The 15,289-nt window shown below is 64.0% G+C and carries 17 protein-coding genes; all 17 read right to left on the bottom strand.

Going from position 1 to position 15,289, the window contains the following annotated elements:
- Positions 1-2: 2 nt before the first annotated feature.
- Positions 3-644 (bottom strand): hypothetical protein, encoded by a 642-nt coding sequence (locus HZR81_RS15295; protein WP_012205974.1) that lies wholly within the window; start codon positions 642-644, stop codon positions 3-5.
- Positions 641-1,219: a PFGI-1 class ICE element type IV pilus protein PilL2 gene (gene pilL2 / locus HZR81_RS15290; protein ID WP_014596102.1), complete on the bottom strand. Its 579-nt coding sequence runs from the start codon at positions 1,217-1,219 to the stop codon at positions 641-643. Before pilL2 ends, HZR81_RS15295 begins: the two co-directional genes overlap by 4 nt.
- Positions 1,220-1,451: 232 nt before the next feature.
- Entirely contained in the window at positions 1,452-3,731 is a 2,280-nt protein-coding gene (locus HZR81_RS15285) for a helicase-related protein (protein ID WP_278422098.1), read from the bottom strand.
- A gap of 135 nt (positions 3,732-3,866) precedes the next feature.
- Positions 3,867-4,172 (bottom strand): hypothetical protein, encoded by a 306-nt coding sequence (locus HZR81_RS15280; RefSeq protein ID WP_044314050.1) that lies wholly within the window; start codon positions 4,170-4,172, stop codon positions 3,867-3,869.
- Between the two features lie 69 nt (positions 4,173-4,241).
- Complete coding sequence (locus tag HZR81_RS15275) at positions 4,242-4,487, bottom strand: plasmid related protein (protein WP_425375623.1); 246 nt, start codon at positions 4,485-4,487, stop codon at positions 4,242-4,244.
- Between the two features lie 168 nt (positions 4,488-4,655).
- Complete coding sequence (locus tag HZR81_RS15270) at positions 4,656-5,804, bottom strand: DUF6094 domain-containing protein (protein WP_500128617.1); 1,149 nt, start codon at positions 5,802-5,804, stop codon at positions 4,656-4,658.
- Between the two features lie 36 nt (positions 5,805-5,840).
- Positions 5,841-6,491, bottom strand: coding sequence for a hypothetical protein (locus HZR81_RS15265; RefSeq protein ID WP_008268678.1), 651 nt, complete (start codon positions 6,489-6,491; stop codon positions 5,841-5,843).
- Between the two features lie 83 nt (positions 6,492-6,574).
- The gene (locus HZR81_RS15260) at positions 6,575-6,982 is read right to left on the bottom strand and encodes a hypothetical protein (RefSeq protein WP_014596106.1); all 408 of its coding nucleotides are present in this window, start codon (positions 6,980-6,982) and stop codon (positions 6,575-6,577) included.
- A 91-nt stretch (positions 6,983-7,073) separates the two neighbouring features.
- Positions 7,074-7,772: a DUF3275 family protein gene (locus HZR81_RS15255; protein ID WP_279644816.1), complete on the bottom strand. Its 699-nt coding sequence runs from the start codon at positions 7,770-7,772 to the stop codon at positions 7,074-7,076.
- 54 nt (positions 7,773-7,826) lie between these two features.
- Entirely contained in the window at positions 7,827-8,741 is a 915-nt protein-coding gene (locus tag HZR81_RS15250) for a DUF3577 domain-containing protein (protein ID WP_014596108.1), read from the bottom strand.
- A gap of 379 nt (positions 8,742-9,120) precedes the next feature.
- Positions 9,121-9,933, bottom strand: coding sequence for a GTPase (locus HZR81_RS15245; RefSeq protein WP_043942133.1), 813 nt, complete (start codon positions 9,931-9,933; stop codon positions 9,121-9,123).
- Positions 9,934-10,213: 280 nt separating this feature from the next.
- Positions 10,214-10,492 (bottom strand): hypothetical protein, encoded by a 279-nt coding sequence (locus HZR81_RS15240; RefSeq protein ID WP_012205964.1) that lies wholly within the window; start codon positions 10,490-10,492, stop codon positions 10,214-10,216.
- A 94-nt stretch (positions 10,493-10,586) separates the two neighbouring features.
- A complete protein-coding gene (locus tag HZR81_RS15235) occupies positions 10,587-11,324 on the bottom strand; it encodes a DUF5983 family protein (protein ID WP_012205963.1) in 738 nt (245 codons plus the stop codon).
- Between the two features lie 212 nt (positions 11,325-11,536).
- The gene (locus HZR81_RS15230; protein WP_012205962.1) at positions 11,537-11,929 is read right to left on the bottom strand and encodes a hypothetical protein; all 393 of its coding nucleotides are present in this window, start codon (positions 11,927-11,929) and stop codon (positions 11,537-11,539) included.
- Between the two features lie 21 nt (positions 11,930-11,950).
- The gene (locus tag HZR81_RS15225) at positions 11,951-12,163 is read right to left on the bottom strand and encodes a hypothetical protein (protein WP_003158617.1); all 213 of its coding nucleotides are present in this window, start codon (positions 12,161-12,163) and stop codon (positions 11,951-11,953) included.
- Between the two features lie 329 nt (positions 12,164-12,492).
- Entirely contained in the window at positions 12,493-12,738 is a 246-nt protein-coding gene (locus HZR81_RS15220; protein ID WP_012205961.1) for a hypothetical protein, read from the bottom strand.
- Positions 12,739-13,261: 523 nt separating this feature from the next.
- Positions 13,262-15,274 (bottom strand): DNA topoisomerase III, encoded by a 2,013-nt coding sequence (locus HZR81_RS15215; protein ID WP_012205960.1) that lies wholly within the window; start codon positions 15,272-15,274, stop codon positions 13,262-13,264.
- Positions 15,275-15,289: the final 15 nt, after the last annotated feature.

The raw sequence follows: 15,289 nt of genomic DNA, 5'->3' as shown, positions 1-15,289 counted from the left end.
GCTCAAGGAATCGCCATGCGACGGGTCTGGTCGCCGGCCTGGAACACCGCAGTGTTGCCCTCGACTGCCTGCAGGCGCCACGGGCCGACGGCATCGCCGGGAAGCAGCACTTGAAGCTGGTCGGGCGTGAAGTTCCCGTTATTCGGTGTGACGGACAGGCTGCGCTGGCCGGCGCGAAGTTCGGCGCCGACGATGCGGAACGGCAGTGGCGGCGGTTCTGGTTTGGCGGTGGGCCTGCTCGGTGAGCGCGGCTGGGCGGGCGCTGCGGCACGCAGGGCGCTTGGGCGTGCCTTGATCTGCTCGACTTCCGCACGAAGCGCCTGAAGGTCTTCGGCAGCGGCATAGCCGCTCAGCGTTGTCTCGACCTGGGCGGCGCGTGCTTCCAGGCGTTCGCGGGTATCTTTGAGGTCTGCCGCTGTTGCGACGACTGGACGCTGCTGGATGGCCTCAATGGTCTCGGCCAGGCCCACCGCCTGCGCTTCGAGACGTTGCAGGCGGGAATCAAGCAGCGTCTGGTCGGCCTGGTCGTTCATGGTCTGGTAGCTCAGGGCAGCGAAAACGCTGAGGCTGATCAGCCAGAGCCACATTAGGCTCTGCAACACCACGGCGGAGATCGGGCGCCGGGGAGCCTGCGCGGTATTCATGGCTGGCCTCCCGAAACCGAAGGCATCAGCGGAAACGTCTGCACCGCCTCGGCAACAGGCGGCTCGTGTGCGTGCTCGGCGGTCGCACTGCCTCCAGGCTGCTCAAAGCAAATCTGCCGTGCCCGTTCATCCGCATGCAGTTCCCAGGCCGGGCCGGCCAGGGTGAGCAGCGCATCGCGCAAGGTCATGGGGCCAAGATGCCGGTGCGCCGCCGGCAGCGGCAGCGCATACAACTCGGTCACGGCGCTGGGCGTCTCGCAAAGCTGGTAGCCACTGCGTTTGAGCACATGCCGCAGCCCATCGCCCACCGTGGCGCGGGCATCCTCGGGCATGGACACGTCGATGGTCTGCAACAGCAAGTCACGCTGCGCCGCCGTGGGTGCCAGCTCGACCAGCGTGTAGCGGCCATAGCGCACGACGGGAATGAACTCGGGTGCCTCGGGTTCGGGAGCGGAGGAGACGTCTTCTATGGCGTCTGGCACCAGCGGCGCGGTGGTGGTCGCGCAGCCGCTGGCCAGCGCTGCGGCCAGGAGACCAGCGCCGACCAGACGCCGGGATACATGGGTTGCGGGCATGGCATCGGCTCTTCTGTTGCGATGCCGATACCTTGGCGGCACGGTGCCGCACGGTCAGCCAGGAATGCGAACTGGGTGGTGCCCGGTTTTCTGCCTTGGGCAAGTGCTGGGCCTTCACGGGAACCCTTTGGAATGAGAGAAAAACGCAGCCCCGCCCACGAAGAACGCGGACGGGGCTGCAAGGTGGGACGAACAGAAAGTCGGCGGCGCTAGGCCGGCGATGGCGTGGGGTTCAGGCGGTGACCAACTGCCGGGCCAGTGCGACCTCGACGGAATCACCGTCCTGGTTCAGAACATCCAGCCCCGATTCGGGCACATCGCCCGAGGTGGACTGCGAGACCATGATCTTCTTGGCCATCAGTTCCAGGCAGGTCATCTGCGAGGAGCCGGCGTAGCCGAGGTAGATCACGCGCACGGGCTGTTTCTGCCCGATGCGCCAGGAGCGGCGTGCTGCCTGTTGGAGCGAGTACACGTTGTAGCCACTTTGCATGAACACAATCGTTGGAAAATCCAACAGATCAAGGCCCGTTTTGACCAACTCCGGGTTCGTGACAAGCACATCAATGCCACGATCCAGTTGCTCGGCGATCCAGTCCTCGCGGCGGCTGGCATCCACGCTTGCGCGCAGTACCGCTACCTTGAAACCTTCTTGCTCCAGCAGCCCCTTCAGGCGCGACGTGGTGTCGCGCGTGCCGGTATAGACCGTGTAGGCCAGAACCTTGCGCCCCTGTGCCTTCTCTGCCTTGCAGATGTCGATCAGTTCACGCTCCTTGGGGCTGATCTCGAACTCATTGAACTGAGCCGGGACGAACGCCAAGGTGTTGCGCGTGCGCGGATGCACTACGGTCTCCGACCGGAAGCAGCAATCCGGCCAGGCCAGCAGCACGTTGAGCACCACACCCAGCAAGGTCGTGTCGCGTCGCGCCAGAGCCTGTTTCAGCTCCGCGGTCAGCCGACCCGCCAGATCGCGATAGGCCGCGGCTTGTGCCACGTCCATCTGGACTTCACGAAACTCCTCGTCATACGGCGGCAGAACGTTGCCGCCAATGTCCTTGAGTTTGAGGAAGATGGTGAACGGCAGGATGCAGCGCAAGACGCCTTTCGGCCCGAAGCCGGGAGCCTTGACCGTGCGCACCGATACCTTGGTGCCCTTGGCCGTCTTGTGCGCCGTGCCGGCGCTCTCGGAGTAGATGTCCTTGAGGACACCGTGATCGCGCATGAACGCCATCGCAGCCGAGGTCATGCTGCCGCTCGTGGTCGGGCGGTAGCCGTCTTCGATCATCCGTCCTGGCAGCGCCCGGAACAGCAGGTAGAACAGATCATCGCCATAGCCGCCCATCAGCGTACCGGTCAGCAGCAAGGTCTTGCGAGCCTTCGCCGCCAGCACGCCCATGGCCTGGCCTTGGGCACTGCCGCCGTTCTTGTACTCGTGCGCCTCGTCGGCGATGAGCAGGTCGAACGTGCCTTGCGGTAGGTAGCGTTTGATGAACTCGGACGGTTGGTAGCCGCCTTCGCCAAAGCCAAACTCCATGTTGGCCATCGCACGTTCCATGCGCGTGGCCTGACGGTCGGAAAACACCAGCTCGCCGTTGCCATCCATGAGGTTGATGAACTCATGGATGTTGTCGCCCAGCATCGAGGCCAGAAAGCCGTCACCAAACTTCTGCATCAGCTTCTGCGCGGTAACTTCCCCGATGGTGGGGATGCGCTTCAAGGCTTTGAGGACGACCGAAGACTGGTCACTGCCGGACAGACTACGCGGGCGGATCAGCGTCCACAGGGGCGCAGCGCAGTGGCTGCACTTCCTGCGGGACTCTTCGGCTTGGAGCGCGACCGGGTTGGCCGGCTCGCCGTCGAGGTCGGTGATGAGCGTGCCGCAGTCCGGGCAGGCCGCCACGTCGCCGTGGCGGGTGCGTCGCTGGGTGAAGACCGGCTTCCAATGGAACCCCATCCGCATCCTGACGCGCCCCAGGATGAAAAATTCCTGGCCTGTGGGCGGCACACCCAACTGCTCGCGCAGCTTGATGAGCTTGACCAGCGTATCCGGGCCATTGAGCACCCAGACCTTGGCGCCGGCCACCGTCTCCTGGATCTCGCGCCGCCACTTGTAGACCAAGTGGGGAGGCGAAAGCACCAGGGTACGGCGGTAGCCTTCGGCGTTGAGCACGGCGGCCGTGGCGATGCCGACAGTCGTCTTGCCGCAACCCATTTCGCCATTGACGATCGCAGCGCGTTCGCCTTGATCGACCAACAGCTCGGCGGCGGCATGGACAACGTCGGCCTGGGCCTGGAACAACTTGCGCTTGAGGCTGGCAACAACGAGTTGTCGCTGCGCCTGTGCTTGACCGGCATAGACCGGCGGGTTGGCGCGGTTGAGAGAGTCGAGCAGTTCGTCGCCGAACTCGCCGACAAAATCCTGAAGGCTCAGTGTGAGAGGGTTGGATTCCGCTTCTAGCAGTTCGCCCTGTACGGGCTCTGCATCGTTAGCGGTGGTGTCGAGATCAACGGACATGGTGGTGCTCCAAAGAAAAATGGGACATGCACCACCCCAGCGGGGCGATGACATGCCCCGTGGTGGGAAGCGAGACGGCGAACCGTCGGTGGTTGGACAGTGCAGGCGCTCGTGGCCTGCGGTGACAACTCGCGGTCAGTACTCGGACGGCAGCACGATGCGGGTCGCGCTGCGATCTGCTTCGGTGAAGATGCGGATGCTCAGGTCACGGGTGACGACGTAAAACGAATCGAGGCGTTCGCCGGACTCCAACGCAGCGTTGTTCTGCTGCCATTGGTAGTCTGCGACGTCGCCCCAGTCGCCACGCATGTGGCGTTCGAAAAGCGGCATGGGATCGAGCCGGCCTTCGTTCATCAGGCGTTCGACGCCTTCGCTGAACTCCAGTGCACCGATCTCGAACAGCCGTTTGCGCCGGTGCTTGTCATGTTGGTTGGAGGTCATGTGGCTTCCTTCTGAGTGAAGGGGCCACGGCACCCTTGCGGGGTGTCGGTGGCCCCGCGTTGGAGAAGATCAGTACTCGCTGGGCAACAGCAGCGTGGTGACGCTGCGATCCCATTCGGTGATGATCCAGAGCTTCAGACCGGGTGCGACCTGGTAGGAAGAAAACAGACGATCCTCACCGGACTTCAGCGCGGCATCGTTCTGCCGCTTGTCGCTGTCGTCGAGGTCGCCCCAGTCGCCGCCGAGGTGGCGGCGCAGATACGGAATCGGGTTGAATTGACCCTGTTGGACCAGTGCGTCAACGCCGCAGGTCATGACCACCTGGCCGGGCGCGAAGCGCCGGCTCGGTGTCTGGCTGATGGAAAGTGCTTGGGCTGCCATGGAAGGCTCCTTGAGATGGAGGGGCCACGGCACCCCATCGGGGCGACTGGACCCCGGTGGGTGGAAAGAATCGACGGCGAACCGTCGGCGGTGGAAAAACGATCAGCGGATGGTCAACACCTCGCCCCGTGTCGGAGAGCCAGGCGTCATGTCCCACGCGCGGATGACGGGAACGAACTTGTCGGTGAGGATGCGCGTCTCGGCAATCGAGCCGTCTTCGCGTTCGGTGAATTCCCGCTGGAGCGTCTTGTCCTTGTGGGTGTCACCTTTGACGACGAGCACGCGCCCCGTCTTGGATTGCACGACTCCCGAGATCGCGCCTGCGGCCAGAGCCAGGGCGAGATGCCAGTGGGACAAGGCCCGCGCCGGTGGACGCAGCGTCTGCTGCGCAGACCCCAACTGCGTATCCCGCGACGGCCAGAGGCCTTGCAGCCTGCCAACCTCATCGGCGAACTGCTCCGGCTCCATCGTCACGCGGAAGAAATGCCCCGGCTCCGCCGGGCTGGCGGGGACGATGTACGGCAGGAACGGCCATTCGCTCGGCAGCTCCTCGGCTTCGACTTCGCCAAGCCCAACCTGCAGCAGCAGATTGCGCACGGCCTTGATGCCATCGGGCGTCTGCTCGCGCTGGCGCACCCGGCGTCCGAAGATCACCACCTGCTTGAACTGCGTTTCCACCGCTCGGTAGATCCGCAGGTCTGTGTAGTGGCGCGTCAGCCAGCCGACCAGCTCCGCGTCGAGCACGTAGCTGGGGACAATGAAGACCAGCACGCCGCCGTACTGCAGCAGGGGCAGCGTGCGCTGGTAGAACAGCTTTTCGAGGCGGGCACGGCCCTGACCCTGATAGCCAATGTTGCCGTTGACGTCCTTGGACAGGTCGCCATACGGCGGATTGAGCCAGAGCAGCCCAAAGGACTGTTTGGAGATCATCGTATCCATCAGGTCCGCGTGCAGGCAGTGATCGACCAGGCTGCGGGCATGGCGCGCCCGCTCTGCGTCGAACTCGACGGCGAACGCCCTGGCCTGCTCGCGCCCGAGGGCATGAGCCGCTTCGGCGATTGCCACGCCTTCGCCGGCACAGGGGTCGAGGATGCACATCGGCCCATTGGATTCAGGCGCACTGGGCATCAGTGCATTGAGGGCTCTTTCGAGCGTCGGTTCGTCGGTCGGGAAGTACCCGTTCTTCACAAAGTTGCGGGCGAGCCGCGGGAACATGAGCGCCATGGAAGTCTCCTGGTTGGCGGGATGAATGGCGCAGGCGGGCCTTGGCGTGCCTGCGCAGGTGGTTCAAGCCGCTGCCGTTTCCGGCGTCCAAATCTTGGCCGGGTATGGGTAGGCGGTGAGCACGTCACTGCGGATCAGCGAGCCGAGCGCCTGGGTCAGCGCCGGCACGTCGATGGCGAGCTGATGGCCCACCAAAGGCCCGAGGGCGAATGGCAGGCGGGTCAGCATCTCGTGGCTTTGCAGCAGTTCCAGCACGGTTTCGCGCCAGTGGTCGAGCAATGGCAGTGGGCAGGTGTCCTGCACCAATGTCCACAGGCGGTCAAGCCGGTGGTCGCTATCGCGGGGCAGCAATGCCAGTGCGCTGGCGTTGGCTTTGTCGGGCTTGACGCAGCGCCGATCGAACAGCCACACGTTGGACAGCGAACCGAACAGCGTTCGCCGGTAGGCGCGGGTCATGCGCTTTTCCAGGCGATCGACGTTGCCGACGAACACCGGGACGCTGCCGCCCTGGTCGGTGATGACGTGGAACTGCTCCAGCCCCTGTTCGTCGCGCCCGAGGGTCAGGCGAGCCAGGAACTGCTGGGCGGCGGTGTCTCGCGCCCAGATCGACAGAAAGATCAGGTTGCCCTGGTCATCGCCGACGCAAGCGTCGGCCATCACGTCCGGGCATTCGTCGATGCGGTACAGCGTGGTGGAAGAAGTGTTTGCGGGCATGGTGGTGTCCTCGGATGAACGGGAACAGCACCGCCCGCAGGGGGCAAGTGCTGCCCTTGGGGTGGAAGGAAAAACGCCCTGGTTCAGACCGTCAGCGTCGCATCTGGAGCGGTGGTCGCCTTGGATGTGCGCCGCCGTGCGTGGTAGGCGCGAACGCCTGCACGCCATTCGGCGGACTGCTCCGGTGCGAGGTCCAGATAGGACAGCGGGCACGAGTAGTAGTACGGGTGCATGGATTCGTCCAGCGGCTTGTAGCCCCACTGGCCGCCGCTGCGTTCCAGAAGATCGCAGCGGATGGTGCACAGGGATTGGCCCGGTGTGAGATCACGGTGTACGCCTTCGGCCTTGGCTGTGACTTGCGCAACGGACCAGAGGACGTTGCCACGCAGCGCGTGGGCGATGACCTTGACGCTGGCGTGCTCGGTCTCTTGCGGTGCGATCAGCTCCGCGATCAGTTCAGACCGCGATTGGGGTGAGAAATACCAGCCCATGAGAGGCCTCCTGGAAAAATTGAGCCAGAAGCCTCCCCGGTGGGGAAGACCCCCGGCGGGTGGATGAACACGGCAGATGCGGTGCCCAGTACTACGCAGGTTGCAGTTCGGCCTGGCGGCTCCACTCCTGCGTCTTGAAGTCCAGCGTGTAGCCCAGTTCGCCAAGGCGGGCGATCTGCGTGCGCAGGGTGCGGCGGTCGATGGTCGAATCCAGTTTCACGGACTCGCCCAGCGGCCAAAGCAAGCTGAACAGCGCGACGTCGCCATCTTCGGTACTGCCGGGAGCAGTTGCCGCAGTGGGCGTCGGCGCATCCACGCCGAAGGGCGTGGTATCGACCAGCGGGTCCGTGGATGCCTGCACGGGTGCGGGCTTGGCGGGCTTGGAGGTTTTGGTGGGCTTGGCCGGTGTTGCCGGCGTTACTGCAGGCTGTGCGCCCAACTCTTCATCAAGTGGATCGAGGTCCTGGGTGGCGAAGCTGCGTGCCTCGTCACGGCTCAGTTTGTCGATGTCGTAGAGCGTCATTCCGTCCAGGCTGGCACGGATCTCGAAGCGCATGCCGCCACCGACCGGGTAGGACTTCGGGAAGATGTACCTGATGATGAACTCCCCGTCGTACTTGCCTTCGGGGTATTGCTCCAGCTCCGGGTCCTTGACCTCGAACGTACCGAGGTGCGTGGCGAGGCGTCCGACCGTGAAGGGGCCGTTCTTGCCGCGGATGGTACGCAGCGTGAGCTGGCCGGGGACGACGATGGGCGAAACCGATCTCTCGGATGCCGATGTGGCTGCCATGATGGTTCTCCTTAGCGATTGGGAAAACGACAAGGCCCGCGAGGGCCTTGCCGATCAGAACGAAGCAGCCAATGCCGGCTCCTGCTCCTCGACTTCACCTTCGGGCTCGCGCTCGGCGGGCTCGGCAGGCTGATCGGCAGCGGTGTCGGCGTCCTCGGCTTCGGGCGCGGGAGCGTCCTGGGCCGGCGGCGTATCGGCTTGCGCGGGGCTCGTCGGATAGACCTTGGTGCCGTCGATCTTGATCAGGCTAATGTGGATCAGTGTCGATTCCAGGCTTGCGGCCGGTTCTCCGGCACGCTCACCCTTGGTGCGGATGTACGGATCGATCTTCATGTCGTTGAGACGGAAGGCGATCAGCACCTTGCAGTCCCCTTCGATGGCCTGCACGCACCGGCGAACCAGATGCTCGGCTTCAGGGGTGGTGACGATGGTGTCGAAGTACCGATACTCCGGTTCATCGACAGGCCCGGCCAGAGCGGCGACGGTGCAAGAGAGGAACGGGTCGCCATCTTTGGGCGTGACGTCCTTCGGACGGCTGAGGTAGCCGATGCCGCGGGTGACCAGCTCGTGCTGCCTAATCGAAGCCAGTTCGGCCCGGTCAAGCGGCTCGGCCTTGAGCAGTCGCGCCTTGAGGGACGCGGCGGCTTGGCCTTTCTGCTCACCCTTGTCGCGGATGTACGCATCGCCCCACAGGTCGCCGAGGCGAAAGCGCACCAGTGGGCGCTGCTTGGGATCGTCAACGCCGATGTAGCGCTCGACCAGCTTCTTGGCCTCGGCACCCGAGACCTTGACGTCGAAATAGCGATAGCTGGGGTCCTTTGCGGAACCGACCAACGCGGCGATGGTGCATGCCAGGAAAGGCTGCGCACGGCGGCCGCCCCGAACAGGCACTTCACGGACACGCTGGATGTAACCGATGCCCGAGGTGTGGAGGTCGAAATACGATTTCTCGTTGGACGTGGTGCTCATGGTGAATCTCCATAGGGATGAAGCGGAGACACACCGGCCCCACGCTGCGGGGAAAGGTGCGTAACCCCGCGATGGGTTGATAAGGCGAAAGCATCCACCACCAGAGACTGGTGGCCGCTCGCGGATGGATGCGGTGCGAGCTGGCTCGGTCACGCAGTGGGAACTGCGCCGCAACCTCGAAGACCGATGGTTGCCTGGCATGTCGCTGACAACGTCAGCAGGCATGGGCTCAGCATGGCCGGGCCTCGCGCGCGAGACAGCCATCAATCGGCATTCGGGCGATTCCCTTTGATGAAATCTCACACGGCAGAAAAAAGGCCCTCCTTCCGAATGGAGGGAGAGCCTGTGGGGGGCATGTCGCCTGGTTCTTTTCGTGGTGTTACGCCGGTACAGCGCGGCGCCGTCGGGACGTCTCCGCGCCGATCACGCTCACATCGATCAGACGCCAGCGCCCGTCGTCGATGAGCCGCTCCAGCACTTCGCCGAGCATGTCGAAATACACCTCGTCGTGCCGATCGACCAACTCGCCGTCGCGGCACAGCTCCACCGCATAGGTATCGCTGCCGCGCTGGTAGAGGATCGTCACCCGACCGTCGAACTTCGCGGTCGAAACCGTGAAACTGATCGCCGGAGGCGTTTCGATGATCTTGGCCGGCTTCGGATCGACCCAGGTGAAGTCGTGGGCGCCCGCATCGACCAGCATGTGGGTGATGCGCCGGAACCCGTCGGGCGCCGACATTTCCTCCAACTGCTCGATGAGCTGACCCAGTTCCATACACTGCGGCTCGGGAATGGGCAGCTTGGCCGGCGCGGAGCCGAGGATGTGTGTCTTGACGGTGTAGGGAGTGCCGTCGGACATCATCTCGGTGCGCTCTTCTGGCGTGTCCGCACGCAGACCGTCGAAACGACGACGGGCATAGGGTTGGACATGCACCTTGGTGCCCTCGCTGGGAATGCTGGTCACCAGGTTGGGATCGAGTACCGCGAACTCGCTGGGCTTGAGCTTGACGACGATGGCGTCCTCGCTGGCTGCGACCACCTTGCCGTCGAAGGGCTGGGGATCGATGACAAAGCCCAGTGTCGAGGACTGTGGCTGATCATCGAACACGCGGTACTTGAACGACCGCACGTTGCGGGGCACATGGCCTGCGACCAGCGAAGGCATCAGGGTCTTGATAAGAGAGCGATCCATGTGAATCTCCTTGAGGAAGAACAAGGGATTCCCCGCCCGCAAGGGAGAGATCCCTTGTGGGTGGATGGGCGCGATGCGTCCGTAGGAAGAAACAACCAGCACGGTTTCCCGCGCTTGCAGCCTTGAAGGTCTTGGCTGCCTGGGCATGTGTCGGCAACGCCGACGAACATGGGGTAAAGATGGCCCTTGAGTGAGCGGCCTGCGCTCAGGAAACCGCACCGCGCCGCACCCGCTTTCCTGCGCCGCGACAAGAAAAGGCCCCTCGAAAGCGGCTGGGTGGTCAGACTTGGTACACGAAGTAGTGTTCGCGCTGACGTGGAAAGAACACGTGCTTCCACGAGTCGCCGCCGGTATTGCCGCCGTCGAAGACGACCATTTCGTAGGCATCAATGTCGGTGTCTGCCAGATCGGCGCTGGCGATATGGCGCATGTGCAGCATGCCGCTCAAGCGCTCGAATACCAGGATCTGGCCGATGGCGTCGTCCTGGCCCATGGCGTTGACGCAGGCTCCAAGCTGATGCTCGAAGTCGCGTGCGGGCGAGATGAGGTCGGGGAACATAAAGTGCTCCTATGGAATTGGACCAGCCCGGCTCCCAGAAAGGAGACGGGCTGGCATGGAGGGCAAAGAGGAAGGTGGGCGCGTGGTGTGTTTGCTAGGGCTCGGCCAGCGGCAGGCCCAGCAACACGGGCGCGTCAGCGTCGAGGATGAGGATGCGCACATCGGCCTGGCCAGCCAGCTCCAGGATGTTCGCCAGGTCGGCGGGCATGCCCTTGCTGCGGTGCTCCTGCCGAAGCTGCTCGGCGGTGATGCCCTCGGCGTGCTCCAGGTTCTTGTCCGTCCAGGGCGTGGAGATCAGCTTGACGCCGATCGCCGGGCTGTACGGAACCCGAAAGGCGATGAACAAAAAGGCCTCCGGCGTGGCAAGGTCCGCCAGGTTGGCGAGGTACTGGCCGGTTTCCTGGCTGATGTGCGCGCTGCTGATCTCCCAGCATCGGCTGTAGTAGCCGGTCTCGAAACTCAGGCGCTGCACAACTTCCCGCGCGGCTTCGACCGAATAGCTGTCACCGACGTGGATCAGGCGGCCGTCGAAGTCCTCGCCATGAATGGCATAGACCACGGCACCGATCACGCCTTCGCCGTTAACGCCTTCATCGGCATCGCATTCGGCCAGTGCTTCGGCACTCACAGGTTCAGAGCCGTTCGTGACCACCGCAAAATCGCTGGTGACGATGCAGGACGATGAAATCAATTCCTCGTCGGAAAGATGTTGTTGGCTCGGGTGGATGTTTCGCCAGACATGCGGAATTCCGTCCTCGTAGCTGATGGACAGCGTGCGGACGATCTTCAAATTCCAGTAGCCACGGAGAAAGGGATTGGGATTCTGGGACATGGGAACTCTCCAGATTGAATAATGGAGCCAATTCCCGCCACCGGGAATTGGACCCGGTGGGTTGAAAGGGGAAAATGCGTCAGTCGGCGCTGATCGTTGGCTTTGATTCAGCCGCTTTACGCTGGGCAACGGAAAGGAAATCGAGGGACATGGCTGTGTGGGCGCATGTCCCTCGTGGGGAACGAAAAGACGGGGGTGTGCCGGAAACGGGCTCACCAGCCGCTGTAGTTCAGCATCAAGTCGGCAATGACCTTGCGGCGTTCCAAGTCGAGACCGTCGAAGTCCGACAGCCCGTGGAAATGGCAGCGTTTGAGCATGGCACCGCCCTCGTGCGCGTTGTAGAAGCTGACCATGGCGGACAGAAACATGCGTTGCCCGCTGCTCAGGACACCGAGGGCATCGTTGAGCCGCAGCATGTTGGGACGCAGATCCCACTTGCTTTTGGCCTGGTTCAGGCCGTCACGGGTGCCGTCGCCGAACCATTCGGGGCCAGCGATCTCGGCACCACGCTTCCATGCCTCGAAGAAGGCTTGGGGCGCGGCAGCGAAATGCTGCTCTTCCCGCATGATCTGATCGACGACTTCCTGCGGCAGCAGTTGATTCATGGCGTGATTCCTCCAGTTGGATCAGGGAATGGCGAGCTGGGACCAGCCGCCTCTTTCGAGGGCACGTTGAGCCGCCGCATGGCTGCGGAAGTACTCGTGCGATTCCCGCGAAACGGGACCTTCGGTATCGCGCGTGCCGATGTAGTGGCCGGCGGCGCTTTGCAGGACTTCGAGCGGCAGGAACTTGCCGCAATAGGTCAAGGCCAACTGGCCGAAAGAGGCTTTGTGGGACATGGGTAGGCTCCTTGGAAAAGCGGGGCCTTGTCCCTCACGGGATGGCAGCTCCCGCACGCGGTGGATAAAAAGCATCGGCGTCACGGGGACGCGTGTCCGCAGACTTGATGCGATACGGACTGGCGGGTTACGCGGGAAGAACCCACGGCAGCCTGGAACCCATGGCTGCTGGCATGTGCTGACGAATCAGCGAACATGCGGGCAGCTTCGTCCGGGGGCCGCGCTGCGTCAGTTGGAAAACGACATTCGGCCCAGCCCGGATTGATGGGCGCAGAGACAGAAAACCCGCATCGAGTGCGGGCTGTCAGGGGGGGCGTGGGTGCGTTGGCTCACTCGGTCGTGTCGCCCAGGACATGCTGCTTCCACAGGGCGAATGCCTCGTCCTGTCCCAGTTCGGCCAGGACCACAATGGGTTGCGCCTGCCGCGCACGCAGCGAAGCGAAATACGCCTTACGGTCGGCGATGGCCTTGAGATTGATGCCATCGATGAACAGCAGTTTGCCGCCCTTGATGAACAGCACCTTGTTGCCAAGGTCGCGCTCGAACGCGGCTCGTACTTTCTCCGGTTGTTGCATGCGTCGGTTTCCTGTTGCTGTGGCCGGCCGTTGGCTCGGAACGTTGATCGGCGAGATGAAGATGCCGAAGGCTCGCTGACCTTCGGCTCGGGAGGAAATAACCACCCGTGGGCTGTTGCAGGCCCGGTCGTCGCTAGAACCGTCTGCTCATCAGCAATCACACCCGGCCCATGTCGTGGCTGGGGCCGGCATCGTCTGGCGCACATCCGCGCACAAAGGGAGCCCGTTTTTGCGCCGGTGGGCACCGGCACCGAATACCGCTGACCACAAAGGGTCTCCGGGTGGCTCGCGCTGCCTGGTAAGCCATCGGGGGACCCTTCGCAGTGGGCGGGAGAAACACAGACCAGCAGAACACGCGGGAGACGGTTCGCGGAAAAGCTACCTTCAGGTCCCGCAGCCGGGGACGGCTGGGCGGGACGCGCACACGGACAAGAAGGTGTTGCGCGCTGGGCGACCCGCAGGGGCGTGCGGGACACGGGCCACGCCTTTGAAACAGGGCGCGGCCCACGGGAAACGGAGTCAGTCAGGCGCCTTTGCGGCCGCTGCTACGCGAGCGCGAAGCGCCACGCTTGGGCGTACCGGATTCGACCGGCAGCGTGCCTTTGCAGTCGGGGTAGCGACTGCACGACCAGAATGGGCCGCTCTTGCCGGTGCGCTGGCGCGTCGCTGCGCCGCACTGCGGACATGCTGGCCCATGGGGAAGCTTGATGGACAGGGACATGCTGCCGTACTGCGCGATCAACTGCGAAATCCAGGCGGCCTGCTTGCTGAGGAATACGTCCAGGGTGAGCTGTCCCGCCTCGATCATGTCGAGCGCCTGCTCCCACACTGCCGTCGTGCCGGGGTCTGCAATCGCTGCGGGCACGGCGTCGATCAGCGTGAACGCCGCATCCGATGCGCGAATGGAGCGCCCCTTCTTCACGATGTAGCCACGGGCGATCAGCACGCTGATGATGTTGGCCCGCGTCGCCTCGGTGCCGATGCCCGTCGTGTCTTTGAGCTTCTGCTTCAGGCGCGGGTCGGTCACGAAGCGCGCAATGCCCTTCATCGACTTGACCAGTTCGCCCTGGGTGTAGGGCTTGGGCGGCATCGTCTTGAGCGCCTTGATCTCGACCTCAGCCACCTGGCACGCCAGGCCCCCACGCAGCGGGGGCAGCACCTGGCTGCGCGCCGCGTCGTCGCCGTCCTCATCCGCTTGCGGTTCGGCCAGCACCAGACGCCAGCCTTTGACGACCACCTGTTTACCGGTGGCCACCAGCATCTGCTGGCCGCAGGAAAACTCAGCCACGGTACGGTCGAACTCGTGGTGCGGGAGGAACTGCGCCAGGTAATGCGCCCGGATCAGCCGGTACACCGCCAGTTCCTTCTCGCTCAGAGGAGAGAGGTTCGCGGGTTCGAGCGTCGGAATGATGCCGTGGTGCGCCGTGACCTTGCCGTCGTTCCATGCACGCGAACGCTGGGAGCGGTCGAGCTGGCTCATGATCGGGCGCAGCGACGGATCGGTCTTGAGCAGGCTGTCCAGGACGGCGGGCACCTCGGCGAACATGCTTTCGGGCAGATAGCCGGAGTCCGAGCGCGGGTAGGTCGTGGCCTTGTGCGTCTCGTACAGGGCCTGGGCGATCTGCAATGTCTCCTGCACGTCCAGCCCGAGCTGCTTGGAACAGACCTCCTGCAAGGTGCTCAGGTCGAACAACAGTGGCGGGCCTTCGCGCACGCGCTCGGTCTCGACCGACACCACCTGGGTGTTGTCCGCGACGCGAATCTGCAGCGCCGCCTGCTGGGCGACCGGCTGTTGCAGGCAACGACCGGCGTCGTCGGTGCAGCCGTCGGGCGCAACCCACTGCGCGGAGAAAGCCTGACCCTCTGTGGACAGAGACACGTCGATGGCCCAGAACGGCGCCGACTTGAAAGCCGCGATTTCGCGGTCGCGATCAACGACCAGCTTCAGGGTCGGGGTCTGGACACGTCCGACCGACAGCACGCCGTCGTAGCCCGCCTGCCGCCCGAGCAGCGTGAAAAGACGGCTGAGGTTCATGCCCACGAGCCAGTCTGCCCGCGAACGCGCCAGCGCCGAGTAATACATCGGCAGCGTATCGGACGACGGTCGCAGCTTGCCGAGCGCGGTGCGGATCGACGCATCGTTGAGCGCCGACAGCCACAAGCGCTCGATGGGACCACGGTAGCCGCACAGGTCGATGATCTCGCGGGCGATCAGCTCGCCCTCGCGGTCGGCATCGGTGGCGATGACGAGATGGGTCGCCTTCGCCAGAAGCGCCTTGACGACCTTGAATTGCGTGGCGGTCTTGGGTTTGACCTCGACCCGCCACTGCTGGGGAATGATGGGCAACTGCTCCAGTGACCAGCGCTTGAGCGCCGCGTCATAGACTTCGGGTGCTGCCGCTTCTACGAGATGGCCGATGCACCAGGTAATCGTGACGCCGGAGCCGCTGAGGCAGCCTTCACCGCGCTGCGTCGCGCCGAGAATCCGGCCAATATCCTTGCCCTGGGAGGGCTTCTCGCACAAGAACAGCCGCATGTCCGTCCATCCGAT

Origin of the sequence: Pseudomonas sp. LM13 (genome assembly GCF_041381355.1) — a bacterium.
Classification (GTDB): domain Bacteria; phylum Pseudomonadota; class Gammaproteobacteria; order Pseudomonadales; family Pseudomonadaceae; genus Stutzerimonas; species Stutzerimonas frequens.
This window is presented reverse-complemented; position numbering and strand designations above follow the sequence as displayed.

Bases quoted from the DNA above. Each gene is read 5' to 3' on its own strand.
- HZR81_RS15295 (WP_012205974.1), bottom strand. From the start codon at position 644: ATGAATACCGCGCAGGCTCCCCGGCGCCCGATCTCCGCCGTGGTGTTG.
- pilL2 (WP_014596102.1), bottom strand. From the start codon at position 1,219: ATGCCCGCAACCCATGTATCCCGGCGTCTGGTCGGCGCTGGTCTCCTG.
- HZR81_RS15285 (WP_278422098.1), bottom strand. From the start codon at position 3,731: ATGTCCGTTGATCTCGACACCACCGCTAACGATGCAGAGCCCGTACAG.
- HZR81_RS15280 (WP_044314050.1), bottom strand. From the start codon at position 4,172: ATGACCTCCAACCAACATGACAAGCACCGGCGCAAACGGCTGTTCGAG.
- HZR81_RS15275 (WP_425375623.1), bottom strand. From the start codon at position 4,487: ATGACCTGCGGCGTTGACGCACTGGTCCAACAGGGTCAATTCAACCCG.
- HZR81_RS15265 (WP_008268678.1), bottom strand. From the start codon at position 6,491: ATGCCCGCAAACACTTCTTCCACCACGCTGTACCGCATCGACGAATGC.
- HZR81_RS15260 (WP_014596106.1), bottom strand. From the start codon at position 6,982: ATGGGCTGGTATTTCTCACCCCAATCGCGGTCTGAACTGATCGCGGAG.
- HZR81_RS15255 (WP_279644816.1), bottom strand. From the start codon at position 7,772: ATGGCAGCCACATCGGCATCCGAGAGATCGGTTTCGCCCATCGTCGTC.
- HZR81_RS15250 (WP_014596108.1), bottom strand. From the start codon at position 8,741: ATGAGCACCACGTCCAACGAGAAATCGTATTTCGACCTCCACACCTCG.
- HZR81_RS15245 (WP_043942133.1), bottom strand. From the start codon at position 9,933: ATGGATCGCTCTCTTATCAAGACCCTGATGCCTTCGCTGGTCGCAGGC.
- HZR81_RS15240 (WP_012205964.1), bottom strand. From the start codon at position 10,492: ATGTTCCCCGACCTCATCTCGCCCGCACGCGACTTCGAGCATCAGCTT.
- HZR81_RS15235 (WP_012205963.1), bottom strand. From the start codon at position 11,324: ATGTCCCAGAATCCCAATCCCTTTCTCCGTGGCTACTGGAATTTGAAG.
- HZR81_RS15230 (WP_012205962.1), bottom strand. From the start codon at position 11,929: ATGAATCAACTGCTGCCGCAGGAAGTCGTCGATCAGATCATGCGGGAA.
- HZR81_RS15225 (WP_003158617.1), bottom strand. From the start codon at position 12,163: ATGTCCCACAAAGCCTCTTTCGGCCAGTTGGCCTTGACCTATTGCGGC.
- HZR81_RS15220 (WP_012205961.1), bottom strand. From the start codon at position 12,738: ATGCAACAACCGGAGAAAGTACGAGCCGCGTTCGAGCGCGACCTTGGC.
- HZR81_RS15215 (WP_012205960.1), bottom strand. From the start codon at position 15,274: ATGCGGCTGTTCTTGTGCGAGAAGCCCTCCCAGGGCAAGGATATTGGC.